Source organism: Algoriphagus lutimaris (assembly GCF_017051705.1).
In the GTDB taxonomy this organism is placed as follows: Bacteria; Bacteroidota; Bacteroidia; order Cytophagales; family Cyclobacteriaceae; genus Algoriphagus; species Algoriphagus lutimaris.
Map to the genome: position 1 here is coordinate 2,054,711 of NZ_JAFIDJ010000001.1, position 21,864 is coordinate 2,076,574.

Here is a 21,864-nt window from a genome sequence, read left to right on the forward strand (position 1 = left end):
TTAGTTTTTGTTCAATATTTTCAATGCCTGATCAATCTGATTATTGGGAAACTCTCCCAAAATCGATCGGTATTCCCCGCTTGGATGAATCACTACAAAGCTTCGGCAGGGATAAGGAAATTTAAAAAACTCTTGCTCAAAAACACCATCTGGATCAGGCATCCAGGAAATAATTCCTTGGTATTTCTCCAAGCCATGGGAGTTTTTGAAAATATAGTCCGGTTCAGAAGCATTTCTCTTCGAAGCCACCTTCATTAAATAATCATGGGTTTTCTGAAAATACTTACGGTCATTGGCATTATCTCCAGTAGAATTGCATTCATCTTTCCCCGGATAAAAAATTACGATCAATGATTTCCCCTCTTTCAACTCCTCTGATTTTCCCAGCTTTTCATAAAATGGCCCCGGTTCCACTTTACCGAACGGCATTCTATAAATAAGCATCATCACTTCCGGATCCTCACTGGGCACACCAAAATAAGGTCCATTCAAAATCTTGTTTTGGAATTCATCTTTGGATACCGACCTACCTAATTCATCTCGATACCTGGTTTGAGCCTGGGAAGTCCAGCTAGCCAACATAATGATCAGGAAAAGAAAATACTTCATCCTAGCGTTTCTGTTCAAAGAAATAAACTACCAACATCTGGACAGGGACATCTCCTTCATTGACGGGATTATGCTCCAGTCGGCCATCAAATAATAAGGAATCTCCGGCATTTAAAATAATTTCCTGATCACGGAATACATATTTGACTGAGCCTGAAATGATGAATTTGTATTCAAAAGCCTCGGTTTGTACAAAATCTCTGGTGCTTCCCGGCTGAATTTCCAACAAGACAATGTCGATGGTACTTTGTCCCATTTTCTTGGTGAATATTCGAAAATATTCATAGCCACTGGAGGGCTCCTTTTCAAAACGCTCGTAGTCAGATTTACGCTGAACGATAATTTTTGTCTCTTGGCTATACCGACTTAACTCAGCAAAAAATGAATCCAAATCCACTTCCAAAGCTTGGATAATCTGGATCAATACTAAGAGGGAAGGGATAGTTCTACTATTCTCAATTTGTGAGATCAAGCCTTTAGTTACTCCTGCTCGATCGGCAATATCCTGTAGGGTGAGTTTTTTTTCCTTTCTTATGCTTTTGATCTTGTTACTGATCTGCACGATTACTTCATGCTCCATAAATTTTGGGTCTAAACAGCTGGAAAACTACTGATTAATTGCGTTCCAGAAAAAAATTACTACTTAAAAGAGTTTTGAAAGCTCTTAGAGTTGATCAACGACTTCTTCTCCCAAGCCAAATGACAAGGTCATACCTGCCCCACCTACTCCATTGACAATGGTTACATATTGATCTATATCCCTTACAAAGTCAATGGTTCCATCTGTCATTTTAGGGTAAATGCCATGCCAGGCAGAACCGATTCTCCAATCCTTAAACTGGGCAAAGGTTTTAAGGAAATTGATGATGAGCTCGTTGATATGGCTTTGGTCAAATGGGCTCAAATTCAGGCCGTATTCATGGCTATCCCCGATGGTCAATTCTCCCAATCCATTTTGAGAAACCATTACATGGATCCCCAATTCCAATAATTCAGGGAATTGTTGCTGGTAGACCTCACGAAGCTTTGACAAAGAGTCCGCTACTTCAAAACCTTTGTAATGGATAAAACTCAAACCCGCACACAAAGGTGGGCCTATCCTCCAATTCTCCGGCTGCTGCACCAAGCGCATCATTTGCAATTTGCATTTGGTAATGGGAATCCCAGCAAATACTTCTGGATACAAGGTTTCAAAATCCGCTCCGGAACACACAAACACCTTGTCAGCTGACCATGAAGCTTGTCCACTGTACACCGTATTCCCTTCAATTCTGGAAATGACTTTATTCCAAATAAACTCCACTTCAGGCAGGGAGTTCAGGTATTTTGCAGTTTTAAACACCGCTTCCCTCGGGTCTACAATCATCTCTTCATCTGACCACAAAGCTCCTTTCAACCCTTCCAATTTAGTGGCTGGGCTTATTTCTTGGGTTTGCTCGGGAGTCAGTGCCTCCGCGGACTTCACTCCTTTCATGGCAGCTACATATTCCTCCACCACCTGCATTTCCAAATCTGTATAAGCCAAGTGAAGAGATCCTGTTTTCTCCGCAAAAAACTCCGCCTTTTGGCTCATTTCGATCCAGATTTCACGGGCTCTTTTTGCTCGTTGATAGGCTGGCCCTTGAGCCTGCCCGATGGGCCATATCATTCCAAAATTCCGAACAGAGGCTCCCTGGGCCTGTGGATGCCGCTCTATGACCGTAACTTTCCACCCTTTTGCTTGTAAAGCGCGGGTGACTGATAAGCCTACGATTCCGGCTCCAATAACGATTGCTGATGAAGTTGAACTCATATCCCTTAATTTATTAAAAATTCAGTGTTGATTCGATTATCATTTTTCTACTGCTAAAAAAAGGGAGCTTCGTGCAAGACACTTACCCCCTTGTTTTCAAAACCAACTCAATTATTGTTTAGCAAAATTAAACTTTTGTACAGTATCAAAACTATTTATAAGGTTAATTATTTATTAACTTAAGGGATGAAAATCAAATCTTCTAGGGATTATTCAATCTATATGGATTATATAATCTAAAATTAATAGAGATTTGATTTAAACTTAACCTTTCAGATTTTGCAGGTAATCCTTCAACAGGTTATTTAGTATTTATAAACTAGAAAGACATGAAACTAACCTATTCAAACCAATCCAAAACCAAACGCATTGATCTGGTTTTTGACTTGTACCGGAAATATGGGGAAGAGGATTACATTGGTGAGCCTGTATCACAGATCGAACATATGTGTCAATCCGCGCAGATAGCGGAAAAAGAAGGATACGATGAGGAGGTGATTCTAGCGGCATTCTTTCATGATATCGGGCATCTTTGTGTGCACCTGGGCAATTTTGAATCCATGGATGGATATGGCATCAAAAGCCATGAGAAAATCGGAGGGGACTTTTTAAGAGACCTGGGATTTCCAGAGAAAGTAGCCAAACTAGTAGAAAACCATGTGCAGGCAAAACGGTACCTCACTTATAAATTTCCGGAATATTTTGACAAATTATCCGAAGCCAGCAGAAAGACTTTGGAGTTTCAGGGAGGAAAAATGAATGCTTCCGAGGCAGCGGCATTTGAAAATGACCCCCTATTTGAAGTTTCTCTAAAAATGAGAACCTGGGATGAAATGGCCAAGGAAGAACAGGTGCCACTTCCAGATTTGGAGAACTATAAGAAAATAGCAAAGAACTTATTAAATAAATAAACACTGCTTTTTAAACGTTGACTTCTAAATTAAGATGAGAAATAGAAGATAACCCCTAAAATACCTGTTATAAAAATTTCCTTAATTTTTTTTAGTTATATTAATATTCAAACAAAATATTAAATATCAATAAGATGAGGGAAACCACGTATACAGTTGAAGTTAAAACGGGCCATAAAGGTACTAATGCAGACATTGAAATTTTTCTGATCGGAACAAAAGGTATGTGGAAAGATTTTCAACTAATGGATAACCCTGGAAGAGATGATTTCGAACCTAACCAAACCGATGTGTTCCATTTTATTGATGATAACGACATAGGAATAGTCACCGATATCGCTTTAAGACCTAGAGGACCTGGACTTTATCATGACAACTGGAAAATGGATTCTATAAAAATAAAATCTGATGCAGAGGGATCAAAAGAAACGAGATTCGGTGAAAGAAAACGGTTGTTTACTGGTGAGGCCGAACCAGTCTATTTGAGAGCAGAAAGTTTTATTGGTTCAAAACTCGCAGAACAATCTACAGAGACGCGGCTGAAAAATGAATATGTGATAGTAGAGAATAATTTTGGAGGAAACGCACCGAAGGATCGTATCCTCACAGATGAAATTATTGATATAGATAAATTGACTAATACCGATGAAAATTTAACATCAATTAAACAGTCATATGAAATTAAAAAAAGCATTTCTGCCCCCATCGACATCGTAAAAGTGGAAGCTTCCATGACTTTTGCAGGTGAAATTGCAACAGCTTTCAAAAATCAAGTCACCTCGGAAAAACAAAAGCAAAAGAGGCAATTAACAAGTCAGAAATATGAAGGCCTCGATTACCATTGTAACTTTTTCTTCTACAAAGAATATGAGATTCTTGCAGTCGGTTCCCTTAACAATTCCTTTTTATCTTCTCCGGAATTAAAGTCCGTCATAAAGGAACATAAAACTGTTGAAGTCAAATCCTTTAAAGCTATAGATCAAGTACTTAATGGAAGCAATGAATCTTTTGCAGAATTATGGAACAAATATGGAAAAGGCCCGATGCCAAATAGTCCAAAACTTGCCGACCTTACTTGACTTTGGTGAAGTCCTTCGATTGGGAATTGGTGTTCAAAAAGAACCTTTACCAAATCTTCCTTTGCAAAAAACGCCTCTCCATAAGTAGGAGAAGCATTTTTGATGGATGGATTAGTACAGCTAGTGAAAAAAAATCAAATAAGCTAGGCCAATCAGTATTCTCATTTGATCATTTCTTCGATTACCGGCGCTGCTTTCTCATCAGGGTATTCCAACCCTAATAATTTGAACACGGTTCTCGCTACCATGGAAGAATGCCACTGTCCATTGGATTTCATTTCTCCTGTAGCCGGTGTATCCGGGCCGATGGCTGCCAACCAAATTTGACCTGCTTCTGGAATTTGGGTGCCATGACCTCTCCAACTGGTTTTGGTGGTCCCTCTCCCATGATCCACACCGATAATCATCGTTGTCTTATCCTTGTATTGCGGGTCCGATTGTATAAAATCCCAAATTTCCTTGATATAGGCATCTGTCTGTTTGGCTGACCAAATGTATTGGTCGTAATGATTGCCATGAGCCCAATCGTCTGTTTCTCCATAAGAAATGTACAGCACTTTTGGCTTTTTGGTCTTTAAAGCAGACATCGCATAGCTATGAGTAAAAGGATCTAATCTCACTCCTCCCCATGGACCACGGATTTCACTTTGAAGTTTGTTGGTCAGAATTTCTTCAGGGGTCAGATTATTTCCTTCTGCAACATCAAATCCGGCATTGACAGGAACACCACTGCGCTCCTCATTGACGATGTAAGGAAAGACATCCCAGGATCCAAAAGCCATTACTTTGCCTTTGTATTCCGGTCTTTGATTCAAATATTCCAACAAAGTGATATTAGGATTATTGATTTTATCATTGCTGGTGATTCGCTCATCATCCGCGAAACCACTTAAAAACTCATTGTAGCCCGGGTAAGAAAACCACATGTTATTGCTGTTGTCTACCTTATTTCCATAGGCTCGATTTCCATAAATTTGCCCTTCTTTACTTAAGGTATTCCAAAAAAATGGAAGCAGCATTTCTCTTCTTTTCAACGGATCCGTATCCCAAAAATCTTTCAATAAAGAACCTGGAGATTCAATCATACCCGTATCATCTACCATCAAAGAATCTGCCCCTTTAAATACTTCCTGCCATCTCATTCCGTCCAGGGTAATCAATACCACATGTTCAGTTTTGTAATCCTGGGCCCATCCTTCCAGAGAAAGTGCCAGCAGCGTCACACAGCAGGTGAAGGTTATTTTGAGGTTTTTCATGAATTTGGTTGTTGTATGTTGTGAAAAAATCCGCCAAGCCGAATGGCTTGACGGATGAAGTATTCGTTTAGAAGTTACGAATTAATCAACATCCCACCATACACGAGTCTTGATGGCATCTGGACCTTGTCTTTGAATCGCCGCTTCATAATTGTCACCATTCAAGGCCTGAATGCTGGAAGGATACATAAACCTCACTGGAACGGTATTGATGTATGCCGCAGGTCCTGGCTCAATTTTAGGATAATCAGTTCTTCTCCAGTCATACCAAGCTTCCATTCCAGTGAAGAATAGGGAAAGCCATTTCTGTGTCCCGATTTTGCTTAATTTCTCTTCCGTGGAGCCCGTGTAGGCCACCTTAGGCTGAGTTAAATACGCTTCATCAAATATCAATAGATCAGCGATTTCAGAAAGATTCACGATTCTGTATCTGGATTCATAGTAGTTAAATGCAGCTTTCACTCCATTGTTGTAATACGTTGCTGCATCCCCTGAGATATATCCTTTTTCACTCGCTTCTGCCAAGATAAACTGCATTTCTGCATAGCTCATCAAAATTGCCTGCGCTCCGATCGGATTTGCCAGGGAAGTACAGGCAGAACAAGACCATAATAAACCTACTCTGGAGATGAAGTTAGACCCCCCTTTGGCAGGATCGCCTGATGGGCTATACGCCAAAGCTTCTTCATCTGCCAATCCGTTAGGTACTCCTTGATAGTCGTCCACCTCTCCGATAATTCCTGCACCGGAATCATTGGTTGGTTGCGCATAGGCAAACAATCTTGGATCGTTCAATTCTTTCAAAACGGATTCCATATTCTCACTCAATCGATACTCATCAAAGGAACCTGATCTAGTCGTGTAGAGGCCATGTTGATTGGGCACGTCCAGCAGGTACTGAAGCGCTGCCTGATCTTCAAAGCTGGTGAAAATAGGGTAGTTGGTAGGGTCCGAAAGAATGGTTTGCATCGCTACAGATGGATCGATTCGATCTGAAAGTCTCATCAAGATTCTCAAACGAAGTGAATTCGCGAACTTCTTCCAACTCATCACATCCCCTTCAAACAAGATATCTCCCTCTATCACTTCGTTGGTGGAACCCAACAACTCATTGGCCTCCTCTAATTCAGAAAGGATGTTGCTGTAGATTTGCTCTTGGGAGTCAAACACTGGATAGTTGATGCTTTCTTTTGCTTTGGTCGCTTCAGAGTATGGTAGATCACCATAGGCATCGGTCATAAAGGAGAACATGTGAGCTCTCATAATTTTCGCCACTGCCACGTAGTTGTTTTGATTTGCTTCCGTGGAAATGGAGATCATGTTGTTGATGTCCCTTAGCGAGTTATAAAACGTGCTATATGGGTTGCCTTCAGGCCCCCAATTGTACCGGTCTTCATTGGTAAACTGGATTTTTGCAGTGTATTGCATGACCACATTGCCATAACCCCATGCCTTACCGGAAATCTCATTGGTAGAGTTTCGAATAATGGTAGGCAGCAATAAGCTGGAGGAAACCGTCTCTGGACTGTTAGGATTCATGTTGATCTCTTCGAAATCTTTGTCACAGCTAGTCAGCGCCAAAGCGAAAGCCAAACCTAATCCTGCTATATAGTTACTATTAAATTTCATAATTGTCTGTCTTTGAATTTAGATTCGTTCAGTGGAATTAGAATTTCACATTCAAGTTAAAACCGATGCTTCTGATAGAAGGGAACGCCATGTTTTCAACACCAGGCTGTAGCGTACCACCAGACATGGAAAGTGTTTCCGGATCGAAATGTGGATTCTCCGTCCAAAGGGCCAGGTTTCTGCCTACCAAGGAGATTTTCACATCCTGGATTGGCATTTTACCCAATACAGATCTTGGAATCGTGTATCCGATGGTCACTTCTCTCAGCTTCAAGAATGTCGCATCGTACTTGGCCGCCTCTACGTTATTTCGCTCGTAGTACCTGTTGTGCCAGTTACGAGAAGTCGTTTTGAAGGTGTTAGGGCTATAAGACCCATCTGCATTCTGAACTACTCCCGGGCTGATGATTCCGTTACCTTCCACTTCTAAATCGTAGCCATTTTCACGACCATACAGTGTTTCTTCCAATTGACCGGAAGTACTTCCGATGGTTTTTGTTCTGGACACTACAATTCCCCCATATCTGAAATCGAATAGGAAACCTAAACTGATCCCTTTATAGTTGAAATTGTTCTGTAGACCCAACATCCAGTCAGGATTGTAATTTCCCTGAAGTTTCAATTCCGGATCACGTAGCGGGGTTCCAGTGGAATTATGGACAATCTGGCCATAGTACTCAGAGTTTTCATCTTCTACTCTTTCAAAACCTACCCCGTAGATATTCCCCATTCTTTCACCCACTCTGGCCTGGATGACCGCACCATTTCTGTCTGTAAGCGTGTAGGCATCCAGCCCTTCCGTCAATTCCAATACTTTACCTCTGGTCCGGGTGAAATTGGCTACTATGCTCCAATTCAATCCTCTTTCAGAATTCAGGATATTGGCATTTACTACTGCTTCAATCCCCTTGTTTTGTATCTCACCGGCATTGATGATTCTGGAAGCATAACCTGTTGAGATATCCAATTCGATTGGAATAATCTGGTTTCTGGTTCTATTATCGAAATACGTGAAATCTAAGCCTACTCTACCTTTCAGGAATCTAATATCCGCCCCTACTTCAAAGGCTCCAGTTCTTTCCGGCTTCAGTTCTGAATTGGAAAGTCTGTTGGACTCTGATTTCGCCTGAACAGACCCCCAAGCGGTTTGTGAGCCGTATACATTGGAAAGACTATATGGATCGGTGTCATTACCCACTTCCGCATAAGCTCCTCTCAACTTCAAGAAAGAAATCGCTTCTGGCATGGTGATCATGTCTGAAATCACTGCACTTAATGTCGCTGAAGGATAGAAGTAGCTATTGTTATCTGCCGGTAAAGTACTAGACCAGTCATTTCTTCCGGTAACATCCAAGAAAAATACATTTTTAAACCCAATTTGACCGAAGCCATACAAAGAGTTGATTCTCTTTTCCGAAGTGTACTGGTTCACCTGAAGGTTTACTGCTGTATTCGTGAAATTGTAAATTCCAGGAATCAACAATTGAGGAGCTACAGTTTGCACATATCTGTTTTCCTGACGCATGGAGTTACCTCCCAAAGCAATGCTATAAGACCAAACTGGCTTGGTATGCTCTGTATAGGTTATCAAGAAATCGGAGTTTTGCTCAGAGAAGAAAACATCATCTTCTCTATAATTTCCTTTTGGAAAACGTTGCGTACTGAAGGCTCTTTTACGATCTCTCAATTCATTATAGGTATCCAAACCTGTTCTCAACATTAAGTTAAGTTTATCAGTGAATTTGTAATTCACAGAGATGTTCCCATAGATTCTATCTTTTGACTGACCGTTGGTATTTTCATACACATTGAAATACGGGTTGTCATGATAGTTATAGTTGTAATTAAACTGCTGCTGACCTTCCAGTCCACGCATCCAGTAATCTCTTAGGTTTCTGGTATTAATTTGACGACCATACCAGATCCACAGATACATCAAGTTTTCAGTACCATAACTGATGCTGGGACGGTTACCACTGTTTGTTCTTTGGTAATTCACTACAGAATTCACCGAAAGTTTGTCGGTGATATTCATCCCTCCATTCAAGGCAATGGTATTTCTTTTCAAATCGGTATTTGGCACGATCCCTTTTTGATTGAGATTCGTCCAGGAAAGTCTAATATTTGACTTTTCATTTGCCGCGGCTAAGGAAACATTATTAGAAAGTGTAACTCCCGCATCAAAAAAGTCCTTGATGTTATTTGGATTAGATACCCAAGGGGTTGGAATAATTGTACTCACTGCAGGCGCATTTAAATCACCACCTCTAAAACCTTCTACAGATCTTGGAGAGTCAAACTGAGGGATCATCAGCCCTGCATCCAATTCAGGACCCCAGCTTTCATCTACCCCATCAGCAATACCTGAACCCGAACCATCTACAAATTCAAACTGACCATTGTTACCCTGCCCATATTTGTTTTGCCAATTTGGTAATACCAATGGATTGTCAAAAGTGGTATTGGAGTTAATCGTCACTCCAAGACCTTTCTTGGATTTTCCTGATTTGGTAGTAATCAAAATAGCGCCGTTAGCGGCTCTGGAACCATAAAGGGCCGCAGCAGCTGGACCTTTCAATACGGTCATGGAAGCAATATCATCTGGGTTGATTTCACCCGCAGCATTTCCATAATCGACTTCTTGATTACCGGAACCGGAAGAACCAATGATATTATTGGAAATAGGCACACCATCTACTACAAAAAGTGGTTGGTTGGCGTTGATATTCAAAGAGGATTCACCTCGAATAGTCACCCTTGAAGATCCGCCAATTCCTGAAGATCCATTGGTAATTTGGACACCTGCCACTCTACCACTTAATGAATTGATCACATTGGTTTCTCTTGCCTCTGTGAACTTATCTCCATCAACGGCTTGAACCGAGTAACCTAATGCTTTGGTTTCTCTTTCCACCCCAAGAGCGGTTACCACCACCTCGTTCAAAGCAACACCTTCACTTAATGTCACATTGATTACGGTAGAATTCCCAACAGTTTCTTCCACTGTTTCAAAACCTACAAATGAGTAAACCAAGATTTCTCCTAAATTAGCCATAATTAAATAAGAACCGTCAATATCGGTTACCGTTCCGCGTGTCGTTCCCTTCACCAGCACGGATGCTCCCGGCAAAGGCTCGTTTTTCTCGTCAATTACCTTCCCTGTGACCCGGGATTCCTGGGCAAAGGTGAGGCTCAGTGTGAAAAACAGCATTGCTGTCATCACTCCATACCAAATGCTTTTCTTAGCAATCATTTTAAAGTAGAGTTTTTAAATAGTGAGTTTTTATTGGTTAAAAATTTTACCAAAGCTAAACCTCCAATAAAAAAATGAGGTTAAAAGTTCTTTATCAAAAAGTTAATTATTTTATTGTTAAAATTATATTTTATTCTAAAATTATTTCACAAATCAACAAAACACAAAGCATTATATTAATTAATATTAGATCCAATATGTAGTAATTGTTACTTATTTGTTATTAAAAAATATATAAATGCTAAACTTTCACATACATAAAAAAAGCCTCCCGAAAGGAGGCTTCTTTTAAAAGTGTTAGGGTCGATCAAAGCAAATTAAATGCTCCTTTTACCAAAATTTTTGAATTTTCATTCAGCTGTTGATTGGGATATATTTCTACCAACTGATCATTTTGTCTACCCAATTGAACTTCTACTTTAGTAAGAACAAAGCCCTGATCATTGGTTCCACTTTGAACCAACACATAATTCCTCCCTTCTGATTCTACTACAGCGGCTACAGGTAGAGACCATCCTTCCTGAGGTGCTAACTGAACCCTAGCTTCTAAATACATTCCAGGAACCAGTCGTTTTTCTTGACTCTCATCTACTAAATGGGCATGAACCGGAACAAAACGTTGTTCGCTGATCGATTTTCCTACCACATACACTTTTGCTTCGAATTCACTCCCGGGTAAGTCCGGAAGTGTAAAAATCACTCCTTGACCTTCCGCTACATGAACCGCATCTTTTTCGAAAATATTCAGCTCAATATGCATGTGCTCTGTACTGATCAGTGTGGCAGCTTTGGAAGCAGAAGGCAAAAACGTCCCAGGTACCGTAAATACGCTTTCCACAAATCCGGCAATTGGAGAAATTATCGGAACTTTTGCCTGAATAGTAGCCGGAGTAAGCTGATCCGTATTGACATGGATCATCGCCAGTTGCTTCTTCAGACTTTCTGATCTTGCCAAGGTACTTTTGTAATCTGACTCTGCTTTTAAATATCCTTTTTGGGAAGCTATTTTCTCTCCATAAAGGGTTTTCTGTCTTTCAAACTCCTGCTTTAAGTAATTCAGCTGACTTGTTGTTTCCAGATAGTCCTGCTGTAATTTCACAAACTCAGGGCTTTCTAAGTAAAACAACACCTCTCCTTTTCGAACCTCTTGCCCTTCCATTAGTTTGAGACCGGAAACATATCCTCCAAAAAAGGGCGTGATATCCTGCATTCCCTCGACAGGAATTTTCACCTGACCTTGCACTTTCAGTTCCTCGGAAAAAGTTTTCAAAACCATATTTCCCCACTCCATATTCATGGCATCGTATTGTGCCTGAGTCAAGGAAATCTGATCCGAATTACCTACAACAGACTGAATTTCCACGCCACCGGAGGCGTCCTCTGTTTTTGAACTACATTGAAACAATGCCCCTATAGAACACGCGATAATAAGGCTTTTACAAATAGTTGATTTTATAGCTTCCATCAGTTGATGAGATAGTTTAATTCTAACACATTGATTTGGTAATTGTATCTGCTTTCTAGGTATTGCAGCGTGATATTCATGGAGTTCTCCATCAGTTGAACAAATTGGAGAAAGTCTATCTCTCCTTCTTGATAGGATCGATTTGCTTGTTCCATCAGTTGAGTAGCCAACTGCTCACCCTCTTCCTGATAATATCGGATGACCTCCAAATTCTGATCTACCTTGTACTGGGTTTGGCTATACCTGGAACTCAGTTTTTTTTCATAGTTCAAAGCTTCAAGTTCCATCATTTCTTTACGAAACTTGCTGGCTCTGACTTGAGACTTTTGGGCCCCAAAAAATAGCGGAACGCTAATTCCTCCCATGTAGGAAGGATATATTTTTGAACCTGAATACACGTTGGTTCCTCGGGCATACTCCAATGTCAGATCCGGAAGTAACTTCCTTTTCTCAACTTGCACCTGATGATCAGCTTGCATCAGTGCATTTTGGTAATAATTGACTCCGGGATGAGATTCCATATCTAATTCGGCTAATTTCAGTTCAATGCCTGAATCCACTACATTCAAGTCTCCCTCCCAATTCAACAAAATCTTTAATCCTTCCAAAGCGACTTGAAAATTCTGTCCTGCTTCTGTGAGCTTCAACCCAATTTCACGCTGTTTTCCTGAGGCAGTTAATTTTTCCAGGTAATTGGTTTCACCCAATTCAAATCGTCTATCTGCTGCATTCGCAAATACCCTATATAAACTATCCAACTTTGCATAATGATTTTTTACCTCATCCCAATGAACAGCAGTAACATAAGCTTTACTGACTTCCCCACGTAGGCTCCGCTGCTGAATGGCCAATTGACTTTCCTGCATGGCTACCTGATCCTGTAGCACATTTTTCTGCGCTGTATACAAGGAAGGGAAGGCAAAACTTTGGAGAAGTCCCCACTTGTTATTGGCATAGCCATTTTCAGCGATATCGTTTTCATCTCGAGAATAGAATAGCTGCATCTTTGAAATATCCCATCCTGCTCCAGTTTTTACGCTAGCTGCTTCTAGCCCTTTACTCGCTGCTTGTAAGTTGAGGTTTTGCTCCAAAGCCATGTTCACAGCTTCATCCAAGGTCAGTGTGAGCTCTTCAGGCTGCTCCTGAGCCATTGTAACGGTACTCAATGAAAGTAGGATCAACAGACTCAGTCCGGCCTTTTTGGCACCCGAAACAGAAATTTTCACTCCTCCTTTAAATAAAACATACAGAACAGGTAAAACTACCAAGGTCAAAATCGTGGCTGAAATCAAACCTCCAATTACTACAGTCGCCAAAGGTCTTTGTACCTCGGCACCGGCAGAACCTGAAACTGCCATGGGCAAAAATCCCAATGCCGCAGCAGATGCCGTCAACAATACGGGTCTCAATCGTTCCTTGGCTCCAATCAATACCAATTGTTTGATATCTGAATACTTAGATTCCATGGATTTAAAATGTTCTATTAACACAATCCCATTCAAGACAGCAATCCCAAACAGGGCTATAAAGCCGACTCCAGCGGAAATACTGAATGGCATATCTCTTACCCATAGTAGCAATACTCCTCCTATAGCTGAAAGCGGAATTGCTGAATAAATCATCAAGGCATCCCTTGTGGAGGAGAAAGCAAAATATAAGAGCACAAAAATCAAGATCAAGGCAATTGGAACTGCAATCAACAAGCGGTTTCTCGCCTGTTGTAAGTTTTCAAACTGACCTCCATAATCCACACGATAGCCTTCTGGAATATCTATTTGCGTACGGATGATTTCCTGAATATCATCCACCACGGACTGCAAATCCCTATTTCTGACATTTACTCCTACCACAATCCTTCTTTGGGTATCATCTCTGGATATCTTTGCAGGGCCTTTGGTATAGGAAATCGTTGCCAACTCCCCTAACGGAACACTTCCCCCGTCAGGCAATAAGATCGATGCTTGTTCAATGTTTGAAATATCTTTCCTAAAATCTTTCTCAAAACGAAGCACCAAGTCAAACTGCCGTTCTCCCTCAAACACCTTTCCTGCAGTAGCTCCAGCAAAACCCATCGTCACGATGTCGTTCAACTCAGAAATATTCAACCCATACTTGGCTATCTTACTGCGGTTGTACTCAATTTTCATCTGAGGTAAACCATCCACTTTTTCCACGATAATATCCGCTGCACCTTCCACTCCTTGGATAGCAGCCTCTATTTCATTTCCTGTTTTAAGCAACTGATCCAAATCGTCACCAAACACTTTGATCGCCAAATCAGCCCTTACCCCGGTAATCAGCTCATTAAAACGCATTTCGATGGGCTGGGTAAACTCATAATCCAGGCCTGGAATTACCTCCAAGGCCTCCTTGAACTTATCCGCCAATTCATCCTTGGTTTCTACCGTGGTCCATTCTGATGGCGGGTGCAAAGTCACAATAACATCTGTTTCCTCCATTGACATGGGGTCTGTTGGGATTTCAGCAGCTCCGATTCGGGTAACCACTTGATTCACCTCTGGAAATTTCATCAAGATCTTTTCGATCTGGGTCATGGTCTCCACGGTATTAGTCAAAGATGTACCTGTCTTCAACACTGGCTGGATGACAAAATCCCCCTCATCCAGGGTGGGAACAAATTCAGATCCCATGGACGAGAATAACAATACCGCAGCGATTAGCATGGCAGCGGCAGTACTCAAAACAATTTTAGAGTTGTCCAAGGCCCATTTAATGGTAGGCTCATACACTTTATTGATCTGACGAATCAAAAGTGTGGAGATATTTTTTGGTCCCGGAGGAGTGGATTTCAAAAACAAAGAAGAAACCACTGGCACATAGGTCAATCCAAGGATCATTGCACCGATCAAAGCAAAACTGAATACCTCTGCCATGGGACGGAACATTTTTCCTTCTACTCCGGAAAGTGAGAGAATAGGAATAAATACAATAATGATGATGATCTGACCAAAAATTGCAGAATGCATCATTTTAGATGCCCCGTTAAATGCCACCTGGTCCTTCTGTTTCTGGATTTCCGACTTGCTTAACCCAGCGAAATTCTTGTGTATTTGGGTGAATTTATAAGCAATAAATTCCACAATAATCACTGCCCCATCGATGATGATCCCAAAGTCAATGGCCCCCAAACTCATTAGGTTGGCATCTACCCCAAAGATGTTCATCATGGAGAGTGCAAATAATAAACTCAAGGGAATAATAGAAGCTACCACCAAACCAGAGCGGATATTTCCCAAGAGAAGCACCACCACGAATACCACGATCAAACAACCTTCAATCAGGTTTTTGGAAATGGTAGAAGTTGTTCTACCTACCAATTCAGACCTATCTAGAAACCCATTAATTTCAATTCCTTCCGGTAAGCTGGGCTGAATTTCCTCTAATCTCTCCTTTACTCGTTCTATGGTTCCTTTCGAATCCGCACCTTTGAGCATCATCACCTGCCCCAATACTTTTTCTCCTTCTCCATTTCCGGTAATGGCGCCAAATCGATTGGCATGTCCAAACCCTACGGTAGCGATGTCTCGAATATAAATAGGAGTACCATCCCTGCTTTCTATGACGATATTTCCAATATCCTCCAGACTTTCTACCAAGCCCTCTCCTCGGATAAAGAAACTCTCATTCGTTTTCTCAATGTATCCTCCACCTGCGATGGAATTATTTTGTTCCAAAGCTTTAAACACATCGGATAGGTTAATCTGCATCCCCTTCAATCGCTCCGGATTGATAGAAACTTCATATTGCTTTAAAAAACCTCCCCAAGTGTTCACTTCTACCACACCCGGAATACCCGAAAGCTGTCTTCTTACGATCCAATCCTGAATAGTTCTTAAATCCGTGGTAGTGTATTGACCTTCATAGCCTGGCTTCACATCTACCACATATTGATAAATCTCTCCCAATCCTGTAGTAATAGGCCCCATAAACGGCTGACCAAACCCTTCCGGAATACTTTCTTGAGCTATTTTAATACGCTCGGCGATCAACTGTCGTGGAAGATAAGTCCCTAAATCATCATCAAAAACAATAGTCACTACCGAAAGTCCAAACTTGGAAACAGATCTGATTTCCTGAACTCCAGGTAAGTTGGCCATCTCCAATTCTACAGGATAAGTCAAGTACTTTTCGACATCCTCCGTAGCTAAGTTTCTGGAAGTGGTAATCACTTGAACCTGATTATTGGTTACATCAGGAACAGCCCCGATAGGTAATGAACTCAAAGAATAAATCCCAAAAGCAATCCATCCTGCGATGGCCAGAAAAATGATGAGCTTATTATTTATGCTCCACTGGATAATTTTGTCTAACATCGAATACTCTAATTGTTAGTCAAAAATCCACAATTAATCCTAAAGACTTCTTTTAAAAACCTTAAGATTATCTTAAGAATGGGAAAAGGTCAGAAACCCAGACAAAAGGCACTTCCAGACCCTAATTCACTGGAAACACTGATTTCAATACCACTTTCTTGGGCAAGTTTTTTAACAATTGCTAACCCTAAACCCGTTCCAGGGATCAATTTTTCCAAAGCTGAGGGGTCTCTATAAAAAGGATCGAAAATCTTTTTAATGGATTCTTCTCCAATACCATGTCCCTGATCCTTTACAAAAATCAAGGGCTTTCCATTTTCGACTTGTATCTCCAAGTCAATAGGCCCGTCTGAATATTTAATGGCATTTTGGATCAAATTATTCAAAATCATTTGTAATGACTTTTCACTGACCTGTACAAAAACAGGAATGGACTCCTCGGTTTGAAAACGAACTTCCCGACCTGTTTCTTTTTCAATTTGAACCGCTACTTCCTCGACAAAGGACATAATTTCCACCTCATCTTTTATAGATTCTCCACTCCTTTCCACTCTTGCCAAGGCCAACAACTGATCAATCATGGCTGACATTCGATCTATACTTTCTAAAGCAGTTTGGATTTTCTTCACATACTCTTCCGAAGTTCTTGGCTTTCTAATCAACACCTCCAAGGTTCCTCGCATCACTGAAAGTGGCGTTCTTAATTCATGGGAAGCATCTGAAGTAAATTGCTTTTCACGGATCATTGATTGTTCCAATCGGTTAAGCAATTCATTGATCGACCGGGTCAATTGCCCTATTTCGTCTTCCTGGTCCAATACTGGTACACGTTCATTGAGATTACTCTGAGTGATTTGATTAGTCTTGGAAATAATCTTTTGAATGGGCTGAATACTTTTACCAGCTAGGTATCTCATGGTTAGAAACAAGGATATTAGAATCCCTGGATACAAAATCAACAGAATATTCCGGAGGTTATCCAATAACTCCCTAGCATCCTCAAAGGAAGTAGCCAACAACATATATCCTTCCGGCTTACCTTCGTGTTTCAGCAACATTTGTTTCTGACGAACTTCCTGCCCTGCAATGTTGATGGTCCAAGCACCTTCTTTGGAACTCCAATTGGGATGAAATAACAAACGATTGGCCCCAAGGTTCGGGGACTTATCCATGGAATTCCCTTCCAGATCGACTATTTCTATAAATATAGGATTCAATTGAATCTCCTGATGTTCTTGTTCCTGCCATTCATCTTTGTGCATGAACTTGATTTCCCCATTGGCTAAAAAAATCTGCCCCACGTGCTTATTAGATTCTATCTCCAATTCCTGATCGATATTGTCCACTACCGTAAAATCCACCACGAGGTAAATGATCCCGAAAACAAACATCACCAGCAATGCCGTAACCAAAGTCAACCTCCGCGCTATTTTCTCTTTATACGATGATTTCATTTTTCCTTAGCCATATAACCCACACCTCTTACAGTCAGGATATAGTCTTCATCCTTTTGAAGGTCTAATTTTTTACGTAATGAATTGATAAACACATCAATTACCCCAGTGTTATATTCGAAATGAATATCCCAAACACTTTCGATGATGCGAGTTCTTCGGCAAACTTTGTTTTTGTTACGCAACAGATATTCCAACAAGGCAAATTCTTTCTGGGTCAATTGTACCTCTTCTCCATTCTTATAGACTTGGTGTCTATCTGTGTACAATTCAATGGGGCCCAATGTAAATTTCTCGTATTCACCCACTTTTGACCTAAGCTGCACCCTTATTCTTTCCAACAATTCTTCAAAATGGAAAGGCTTTTTAATGTAATCATTAGCACCGGATTGAAGTCCAACTATGGTCTCATCCACGGTGTCTTTTGCGGTTAGAAATAGAATCGGGGTACTCGGGAATTCTTTTCTAAACTGCCTGGTAATTTCTATCCCGCTGAATCCAGGAAGCATCCAATCCAGTAAAAGCAAATCATAACTTCCTGATAACGCCAACTCCAGCCCAACCTTCCCATTATCTGCTACATCCACAGCAAAGGCCTCTTCCTCTAATCCTTGCTTTAAAAAACTGGAAATCCCAGGTTCATCTTCTACTACCAGAATACGCATCCGCTAAATGGTTTATTTCTAGATCTTCCCAACAATTGTTTATTAAAGTAAATTTCTGCGTTAAATCTTCTCGGGACAAGGCAATGCTCTTAAGATTCTCTTAAAAGTAGTAGAATGATTCAAAAAAAAGAGCCCTTTCTGCTAAGAAGGGGCTTAAAATATTAGGCCATTTCCACTTTTCTCTCTACAGGCTTTCTTTTTTTAGATGGCTTTTTCTTCTTCTTCTTTTTATTTAGCCAAATAAGGGTGCCTGTGATCGGTAAACTGGTAGCAATCAGGCATGCCAAAAACCAGATAAATTTAGTGAATTGCCCAAAGATCTCTCCTGTGTGCAAAGATTTTACCGATCTACCTACCTGCTGCCTAAATGGTAAGTCTGAGAATAAATTAGCTTCTACTACTTCAAGCGTACCTCCATTAATTTTTAACTGATCAGCTCCTGCTCTTGCAAAAAATCCACTTCTATACTTACTGACACTAATTGGTTCGGTGTCCTGCCCTGGCAAGGAAATTCTGTAAACACCTTCATAAGAAAGGGCAGCATCGGTGGCTTCTATTACTTCATCCAGAGTAAATTCTCCTGGAGTGATTGCCAGAGGTTCAGGTTTGGCACTATCCTCAACTTTAGCATTAGGGTCTCTATAGGTATCCCATGTTTTCTGCCAACCTTCTCTATACCATTGAAAAGACCAAAATGGACCTGTAGCTCCCATGATCAATAAAAATATCAAGGAATAAAAAGCTAAAGTGTTGTGCAGGTCGTGATTGACTCTTTTCCAGTTTGCATTCCATTTTACTTTCAGACCTTGTCTCCAGTTCTTCACTTTTTTAGGAAACCAGATTACTATACCAGTAATCACTCCAAGGGTAAAAAGCAAGGTCGCGATTCCGTTGATAAACCTTCCCAAATCACGATTAGACATGCTCTCCATAATTGGAGCCTCGATTCTATCTAATAACAACCATCTGTGAAGGCTAAACATATACCCCATAAACTCAGATGCTACAGTTTTAACCCCTGAATCTCCCAAAATTTCACCCGTATAAGGATTTACAAAATAGGTGGTCCCTCTCCCCTTTTCCTCCTCCTTTTTCAAGGTAAACTGAACACTACTTTCTGGATCCGTATTCCAATTGACACCTACTACGTTTGACTCCAGCTCGCCTTCCAACTTCAATTTCAATGCTTCTGCAGATTTCCTCTCCCCGATTTCCTCTACCCTGTAGAGCTCGGGATTTGCGGATTCTCTGATCTCAGTATTGTAAACATAGATCGTCCCACTTAAACAGACTACTATTACGATAATGCCAGAAATCAATCCTGCATAAAGATGGATTTCATTGAAAATATGTCGTACGGATTGCCAAAGAGTTGATTTCGTCATGAGAAGGTCAATGGATTAATGGTCTGACAGGCAGCTTCTTTTATGGTTTAGGCACAAAACTAACAATCCTAATTATTATTTAGACTAATTCCAATATAAAATAATCGATTTTTTTTAGCCTTTAAAAAGAGGAGTTTCAATTGGAACCAGAAGTCCAATATTCAAAAAATCAAGAATTCTCTATGGACTTCTTTGGAATTAAAAAACTAAGAGATAGTTCTTGGGCTTTTTCTTTGCCTAAGTATTTTTTAAATGATCCAATCCAAATGGTATTGGTTCCATGAATATCTTTAACTTGAGCCTCAAATATTCGAATAATGAAGAAAATAAGCCCTTTGTTGTCAGCCCTATTATTGGTCTTATGTTTTGCTTGTCAACCCAATGATGAAAAACCTTTACCTGAAGTATCTCCTGAATACGAAGCGTTATTGGATGCACATGGAGACTGGTCAAAATGGATACAAGCCAAAGCCATGAGTTTTTCTATGATCCACGAAACCAATTTGACCCAAGAGAACTATTTCATCAACTTAGATTCCCGAAAAATTCGATTGGATGGTTTCAATTTTTCAATAGGAAAAGATGATACTGGCACCTGGGTTTCTCCAAGTCGAGACTCTTTCGGAGGACAGTCGATTGACTTTTACCATAATTTATATTTCTACTTTTATTCTATCCCCTATGTCTTCACAGATCCGGGAATCACTGTTTCACAAGTAGAAAACAAGGTCTTAAATGGAGTCTCCTATAAAACTTTACAAGCTAAAATGAATGCGGAGAATGGAAAGTCCCCCGATGACCAATATTTCATGCTACTCAATGAAGAAACAGGAAGGTTAGAATATTTACTTTATACAGTTACCTATTTTGGCAATCCAAACCCACCCTTTACAGCATTAAGATATGAGGATTACCGAGAAGCAGATGGCTTGGTATTTCCAAGGTACCTCACAGGTTTTACCATTGAAAACGATTCTACAAAAGGCATCCGCTACCAGGTAAGTTTTGCTGACATCTTATTATTAGATGAATCTTTTGACGATTCAATTTTTGATAAACCTGAAAAAGGAGTGTATGCCGATTAATTCTTGATCAATTTGATTTGAACATCCGTAACTAGCTGAGATTCTCCTTTACCTGTAAAAGTACCTTGAACCGGTGATGCCAGAGCTGGTTTGGCATGAGCTGCTAATGGGATATAATGATGATCTGTTAATAGTCCCAAACTTGGGTCCAATCCTACCCACCCTGCTCCAGGAAGATAAACCTCCAACCAAGCGTGTAATTCATGCCCATCGTTTAATTCGGGATTAAAAGCATATCCACTTACAAACTTAGTGGCAAGCCCCATATTCCCAAGTATATTCATGAGCATCCAAGCCAAATCTCGACAGGAACCCTTCTTTTCTGAAAAAGTAAAATGAGGAGTCCAAAGGTCCATTTCATACCGGATTACATGTTGCCATTCTGCTTTTACTCCTGCCGTAATTCTAACCAAGAAACCAATGAGGTCTTCATTTCTTTTCCAAAATTTGTTTATAAAAAATTGGTAATCAGGAATCTGATCATCAAATATAAAATAAGAAATTATTTCTTTTTCAGGACCTGAATATATAAAGAAAGGGTAAGAAGAATGAGTATTCGATTGGACAAACTCATCATCCACCAAGAATGCAAACGGGTTAAAACTTTCTATTTCCAAAGTCAGTGCACTCTCTATTTTTAACCGGCTTGATAAATCATTAAACCAAACCAGAGAATAAAAATTGCCGAAAAGGTCCTGCCTCATACTTTGATTGACTGGATTAGGGAAAATCCTAAGATCTGTATTCAGAATTTTAAAATGTGGACGTACCTGTGGGAACAAATAAAGTTTATGTACACCAATGTATACCTGACCTTCATATGCATAATCAGTGACATGGTTGACTTGAAGTCTCATTATGATATAGTGTAACTATAAAAGAAATCCGGAAGTCCAAGGGAATTTTTCGCTCGCTACTTCCAATGAAAAGTACCATTTCGAAGGCAA

15 protein-coding genes are annotated in these 21,864 nt (G+C 40.3%); 3 read left to right on the top strand and 12 right to left on the bottom strand.

Going from position 1 to position 21,864, the window contains the following annotated elements; translation table 11 throughout:
- From JYB62_RS08475 to JYB62_RS08485, 3 genes are all read right to left on the bottom strand, one after another.
- The gene (locus JYB62_RS08475) at window positions 1–609 is read right to left on the bottom strand and encodes a hypothetical protein (RefSeq protein WP_205644963.1); all 609 of its coding nucleotides are present in this window, start codon (window positions 607–609) and stop codon (window positions 1–3) included.
- Window position 610: 1 nt separating this feature from the next.
- Window positions 611–1,189 (bottom strand): helix-turn-helix domain-containing protein, encoded by a 579-nt coding sequence (locus JYB62_RS08480; RefSeq protein WP_205644964.1) that lies wholly within the window; start codon window positions 1,187–1,189, stop codon window positions 611–613.
- Window positions 1,190–1,273: 84 nt separating this feature from the next.
- Window positions 1,274–2,401 (bottom strand): TIGR03364 family FAD-dependent oxidoreductase, encoded by a 1,128-nt coding sequence (locus tag JYB62_RS08485; RefSeq protein ID WP_205644965.1) that lies wholly within the window; start codon window positions 2,399–2,401, stop codon window positions 1,274–1,276.
- 329 nt (window positions 2,402–2,730) lie between these two features.
- Here JYB62_RS08485 and JYB62_RS08490 point away from each other — a divergent pair, with 329 nt between their 5' ends.
- Both JYB62_RS08490 and JYB62_RS08495 read left to right on the top strand, forming a co-directional pair.
- Window positions 2,731–3,312, top strand: a complete 582-nt coding sequence (locus JYB62_RS08490; protein ID WP_205644966.1) for a phosphonate degradation HD-domain oxygenase — start codon at window positions 2,731–2,733, stop codon at window positions 3,310–3,312.
- A 134-nt stretch (window positions 3,313–3,446) separates the two neighbouring features.
- Window positions 3,447–4,391, top strand: coding sequence for a PLAT/LH2 domain-containing protein (locus JYB62_RS08495; protein ID WP_205644967.1), 945 nt, complete (start codon window positions 3,447–3,449; stop codon window positions 4,389–4,391).
- Between the two features lie 161 nt (window positions 4,392–4,552).
- On the opposite strand, the gene JYB62_RS08500 is transcribed toward JYB62_RS08495, so the two are convergent.
- From JYB62_RS08500 to JYB62_RS08535, 8 genes are all read right to left on the bottom strand, one after another.
- Window positions 4,553–5,647 carry a phosphoglyceromutase gene (locus JYB62_RS08500; protein WP_243431469.1) on the bottom strand — a complete coding sequence of 365 codons (1,095 nt, stop codon included), beginning with the start codon at window positions 5,645–5,647 and terminating at the stop codon, window positions 4,553–4,555.
- Between the two features lie 81 nt (window positions 5,648–5,728).
- Entirely contained in the window at window positions 5,729–7,276 is a 1,548-nt protein-coding gene (locus JYB62_RS08505; RefSeq protein WP_205644968.1) for a SusD/RagB family nutrient-binding outer membrane lipoprotein, read from the bottom strand.
- A 37-nt stretch (window positions 7,277–7,313) separates the two neighbouring features.
- Window positions 7,314–10,529 (bottom strand): SusC/RagA family TonB-linked outer membrane protein, encoded by a 3,216-nt coding sequence (locus JYB62_RS08510; protein WP_205644969.1) that lies wholly within the window; start codon window positions 10,527–10,529, stop codon window positions 7,314–7,316.
- A 307-nt stretch (window positions 10,530–10,836) separates the two neighbouring features.
- Entirely contained in the window at window positions 10,837–11,994 is a 1,158-nt protein-coding gene (locus JYB62_RS08515; RefSeq protein WP_205644970.1) for an efflux RND transporter periplasmic adaptor subunit, read from the bottom strand.
- The gene (locus JYB62_RS08520; protein WP_205644971.1) at window positions 11,994–16,328 is read right to left on the bottom strand and encodes a CusA/CzcA family heavy metal efflux RND transporter; all 4,335 of its coding nucleotides are present in this window, start codon (window positions 16,326–16,328) and stop codon (window positions 11,994–11,996) included. Before JYB62_RS08520 ends, JYB62_RS08515 begins: the two co-directional genes overlap by 1 nt.
- A gap of 89 nt (window positions 16,329–16,417) precedes the next feature.
- On the bottom strand, window positions 16,418–17,782 hold the full coding sequence (locus JYB62_RS08525) for a sensor histidine kinase (protein ID WP_205644972.1): 1,365 nt from the start codon (window positions 17,780–17,782) through the stop codon (window positions 16,418–16,420).
- A complete protein-coding gene (locus JYB62_RS08530) occupies window positions 17,779–18,447 on the bottom strand; it encodes a response regulator transcription factor (protein ID WP_205644973.1) in 669 nt (222 codons plus the stop codon). The genes JYB62_RS08525 and JYB62_RS08530 overlap by 4 nt, the downstream gene beginning before the upstream one ends.
- Window positions 18,448–18,608: 161 nt before the next feature.
- Window positions 18,609–19,832, bottom strand: coding sequence for a PepSY-associated TM helix domain-containing protein (locus JYB62_RS08535; RefSeq protein WP_205644974.1), 1,224 nt, complete (start codon window positions 19,830–19,832; stop codon window positions 18,609–18,611).
- Window positions 19,833–20,149: 317 nt separating this feature from the next.
- On the opposite strand from JYB62_RS08535, the gene JYB62_RS08540 reads away from it, so the two are divergent.
- A complete protein-coding gene (locus JYB62_RS08540; protein ID WP_205644975.1) occupies window positions 20,150–20,917 on the top strand; it encodes a DUF6503 family protein in 768 nt (255 codons plus the stop codon).
- Here JYB62_RS08540 and JYB62_RS08545 read toward each other — a convergent pair.
- A complete protein-coding gene (locus JYB62_RS08545; protein ID WP_205644976.1) occupies window positions 20,914–21,774 on the bottom strand; it encodes a transglutaminase family protein in 861 nt (286 codons plus the stop codon). The genes JYB62_RS08540 and JYB62_RS08545 overlap by 4 nt on opposite strands.
- Between the last annotated feature and the right edge of the window lie 90 nt (window positions 21,775–21,864).

Excerpts from the sequence above, each read along its gene's own strand:
- JYB62_RS08525 (WP_205644972.1), bottom strand. The coding sequence starts at position 17,782 with ATGAAATCATCGTATAAAGAGAAAATAGCGCGGAGGTTGACTTTGGTT.
- JYB62_RS08490 (WP_205644966.1), top strand. The coding sequence starts at position 2,731 with ATGAAACTAACCTATTCAAACCAATCCAAAACCAAACGCATTGATCTG.
- JYB62_RS08520 (WP_205644971.1), bottom strand. The coding sequence starts at position 16,328 with ATGTTAGACAAAATTATCCAGTGGAGCATAAATAATAAGCTCATCATT.
- JYB62_RS08510 (WP_205644969.1), bottom strand. The coding sequence starts at position 10,529 with ATGATTGCTAAGAAAAGCATTTGGTATGGAGTGATGACAGCAATGCTG.
- JYB62_RS08475 (WP_205644963.1), bottom strand. The coding sequence starts at position 609 with ATGAAGTATTTTCTTTTCCTGATCATTATGTTGGCTAGCTGGACTTCC.
- JYB62_RS08505 (WP_205644968.1), bottom strand. The coding sequence starts at position 7,276 with ATGAAATTTAATAGTAACTATATAGCAGGATTAGGTTTGGCTTTCGCT.
- JYB62_RS08480 (WP_205644964.1), bottom strand. The coding sequence starts at position 1,189 with ATGGAGCATGAAGTAATCGTGCAGATCAGTAACAAGATCAAAAGCATA.
- JYB62_RS08485 (WP_205644965.1), bottom strand. The coding sequence starts at position 2,401 with ATGAGTTCAACTTCATCAGCAATCGTTATTGGAGCCGGAATCGTAGGC.
- JYB62_RS08495 (WP_205644967.1), top strand. The coding sequence starts at position 3,447 with ATGAGGGAAACCACGTATACAGTTGAAGTTAAAACGGGCCATAAAGGT.
- JYB62_RS08500 (WP_243431469.1), bottom strand. The coding sequence starts at position 5,647 with ATGAAAAACCTCAAAATAACCTTCACCTGCTGTGTGACGCTGCTGGCA.
- JYB62_RS08530 (WP_205644973.1), bottom strand. The coding sequence starts at position 18,447 with ATGCGTATTCTGGTAGTAGAAGATGAACCTGGGATTTCCAGTTTTTTA.
- JYB62_RS08540 (WP_205644975.1), top strand. The coding sequence starts at position 20,150 with ATGAAGAAAATAAGCCCTTTGTTGTCAGCCCTATTATTGGTCTTATGT.
- JYB62_RS08515 (WP_205644970.1), bottom strand. The coding sequence starts at position 11,994 with ATGGAAGCTATAAAATCAACTATTTGTAAAAGCCTTATTATCGCGTGT.
- JYB62_RS08545 (WP_205644976.1), bottom strand. The coding sequence starts at position 21,774 with ATGAGACTTCAAGTCAACCATGTCACTGATTATGCATATGAAGGTCAG.
- JYB62_RS08535 (WP_205644974.1), bottom strand. The coding sequence starts at position 19,832 with ATGACGAAATCAACTCTTTGGCAATCCGTACGACATATTTTCAATGAA.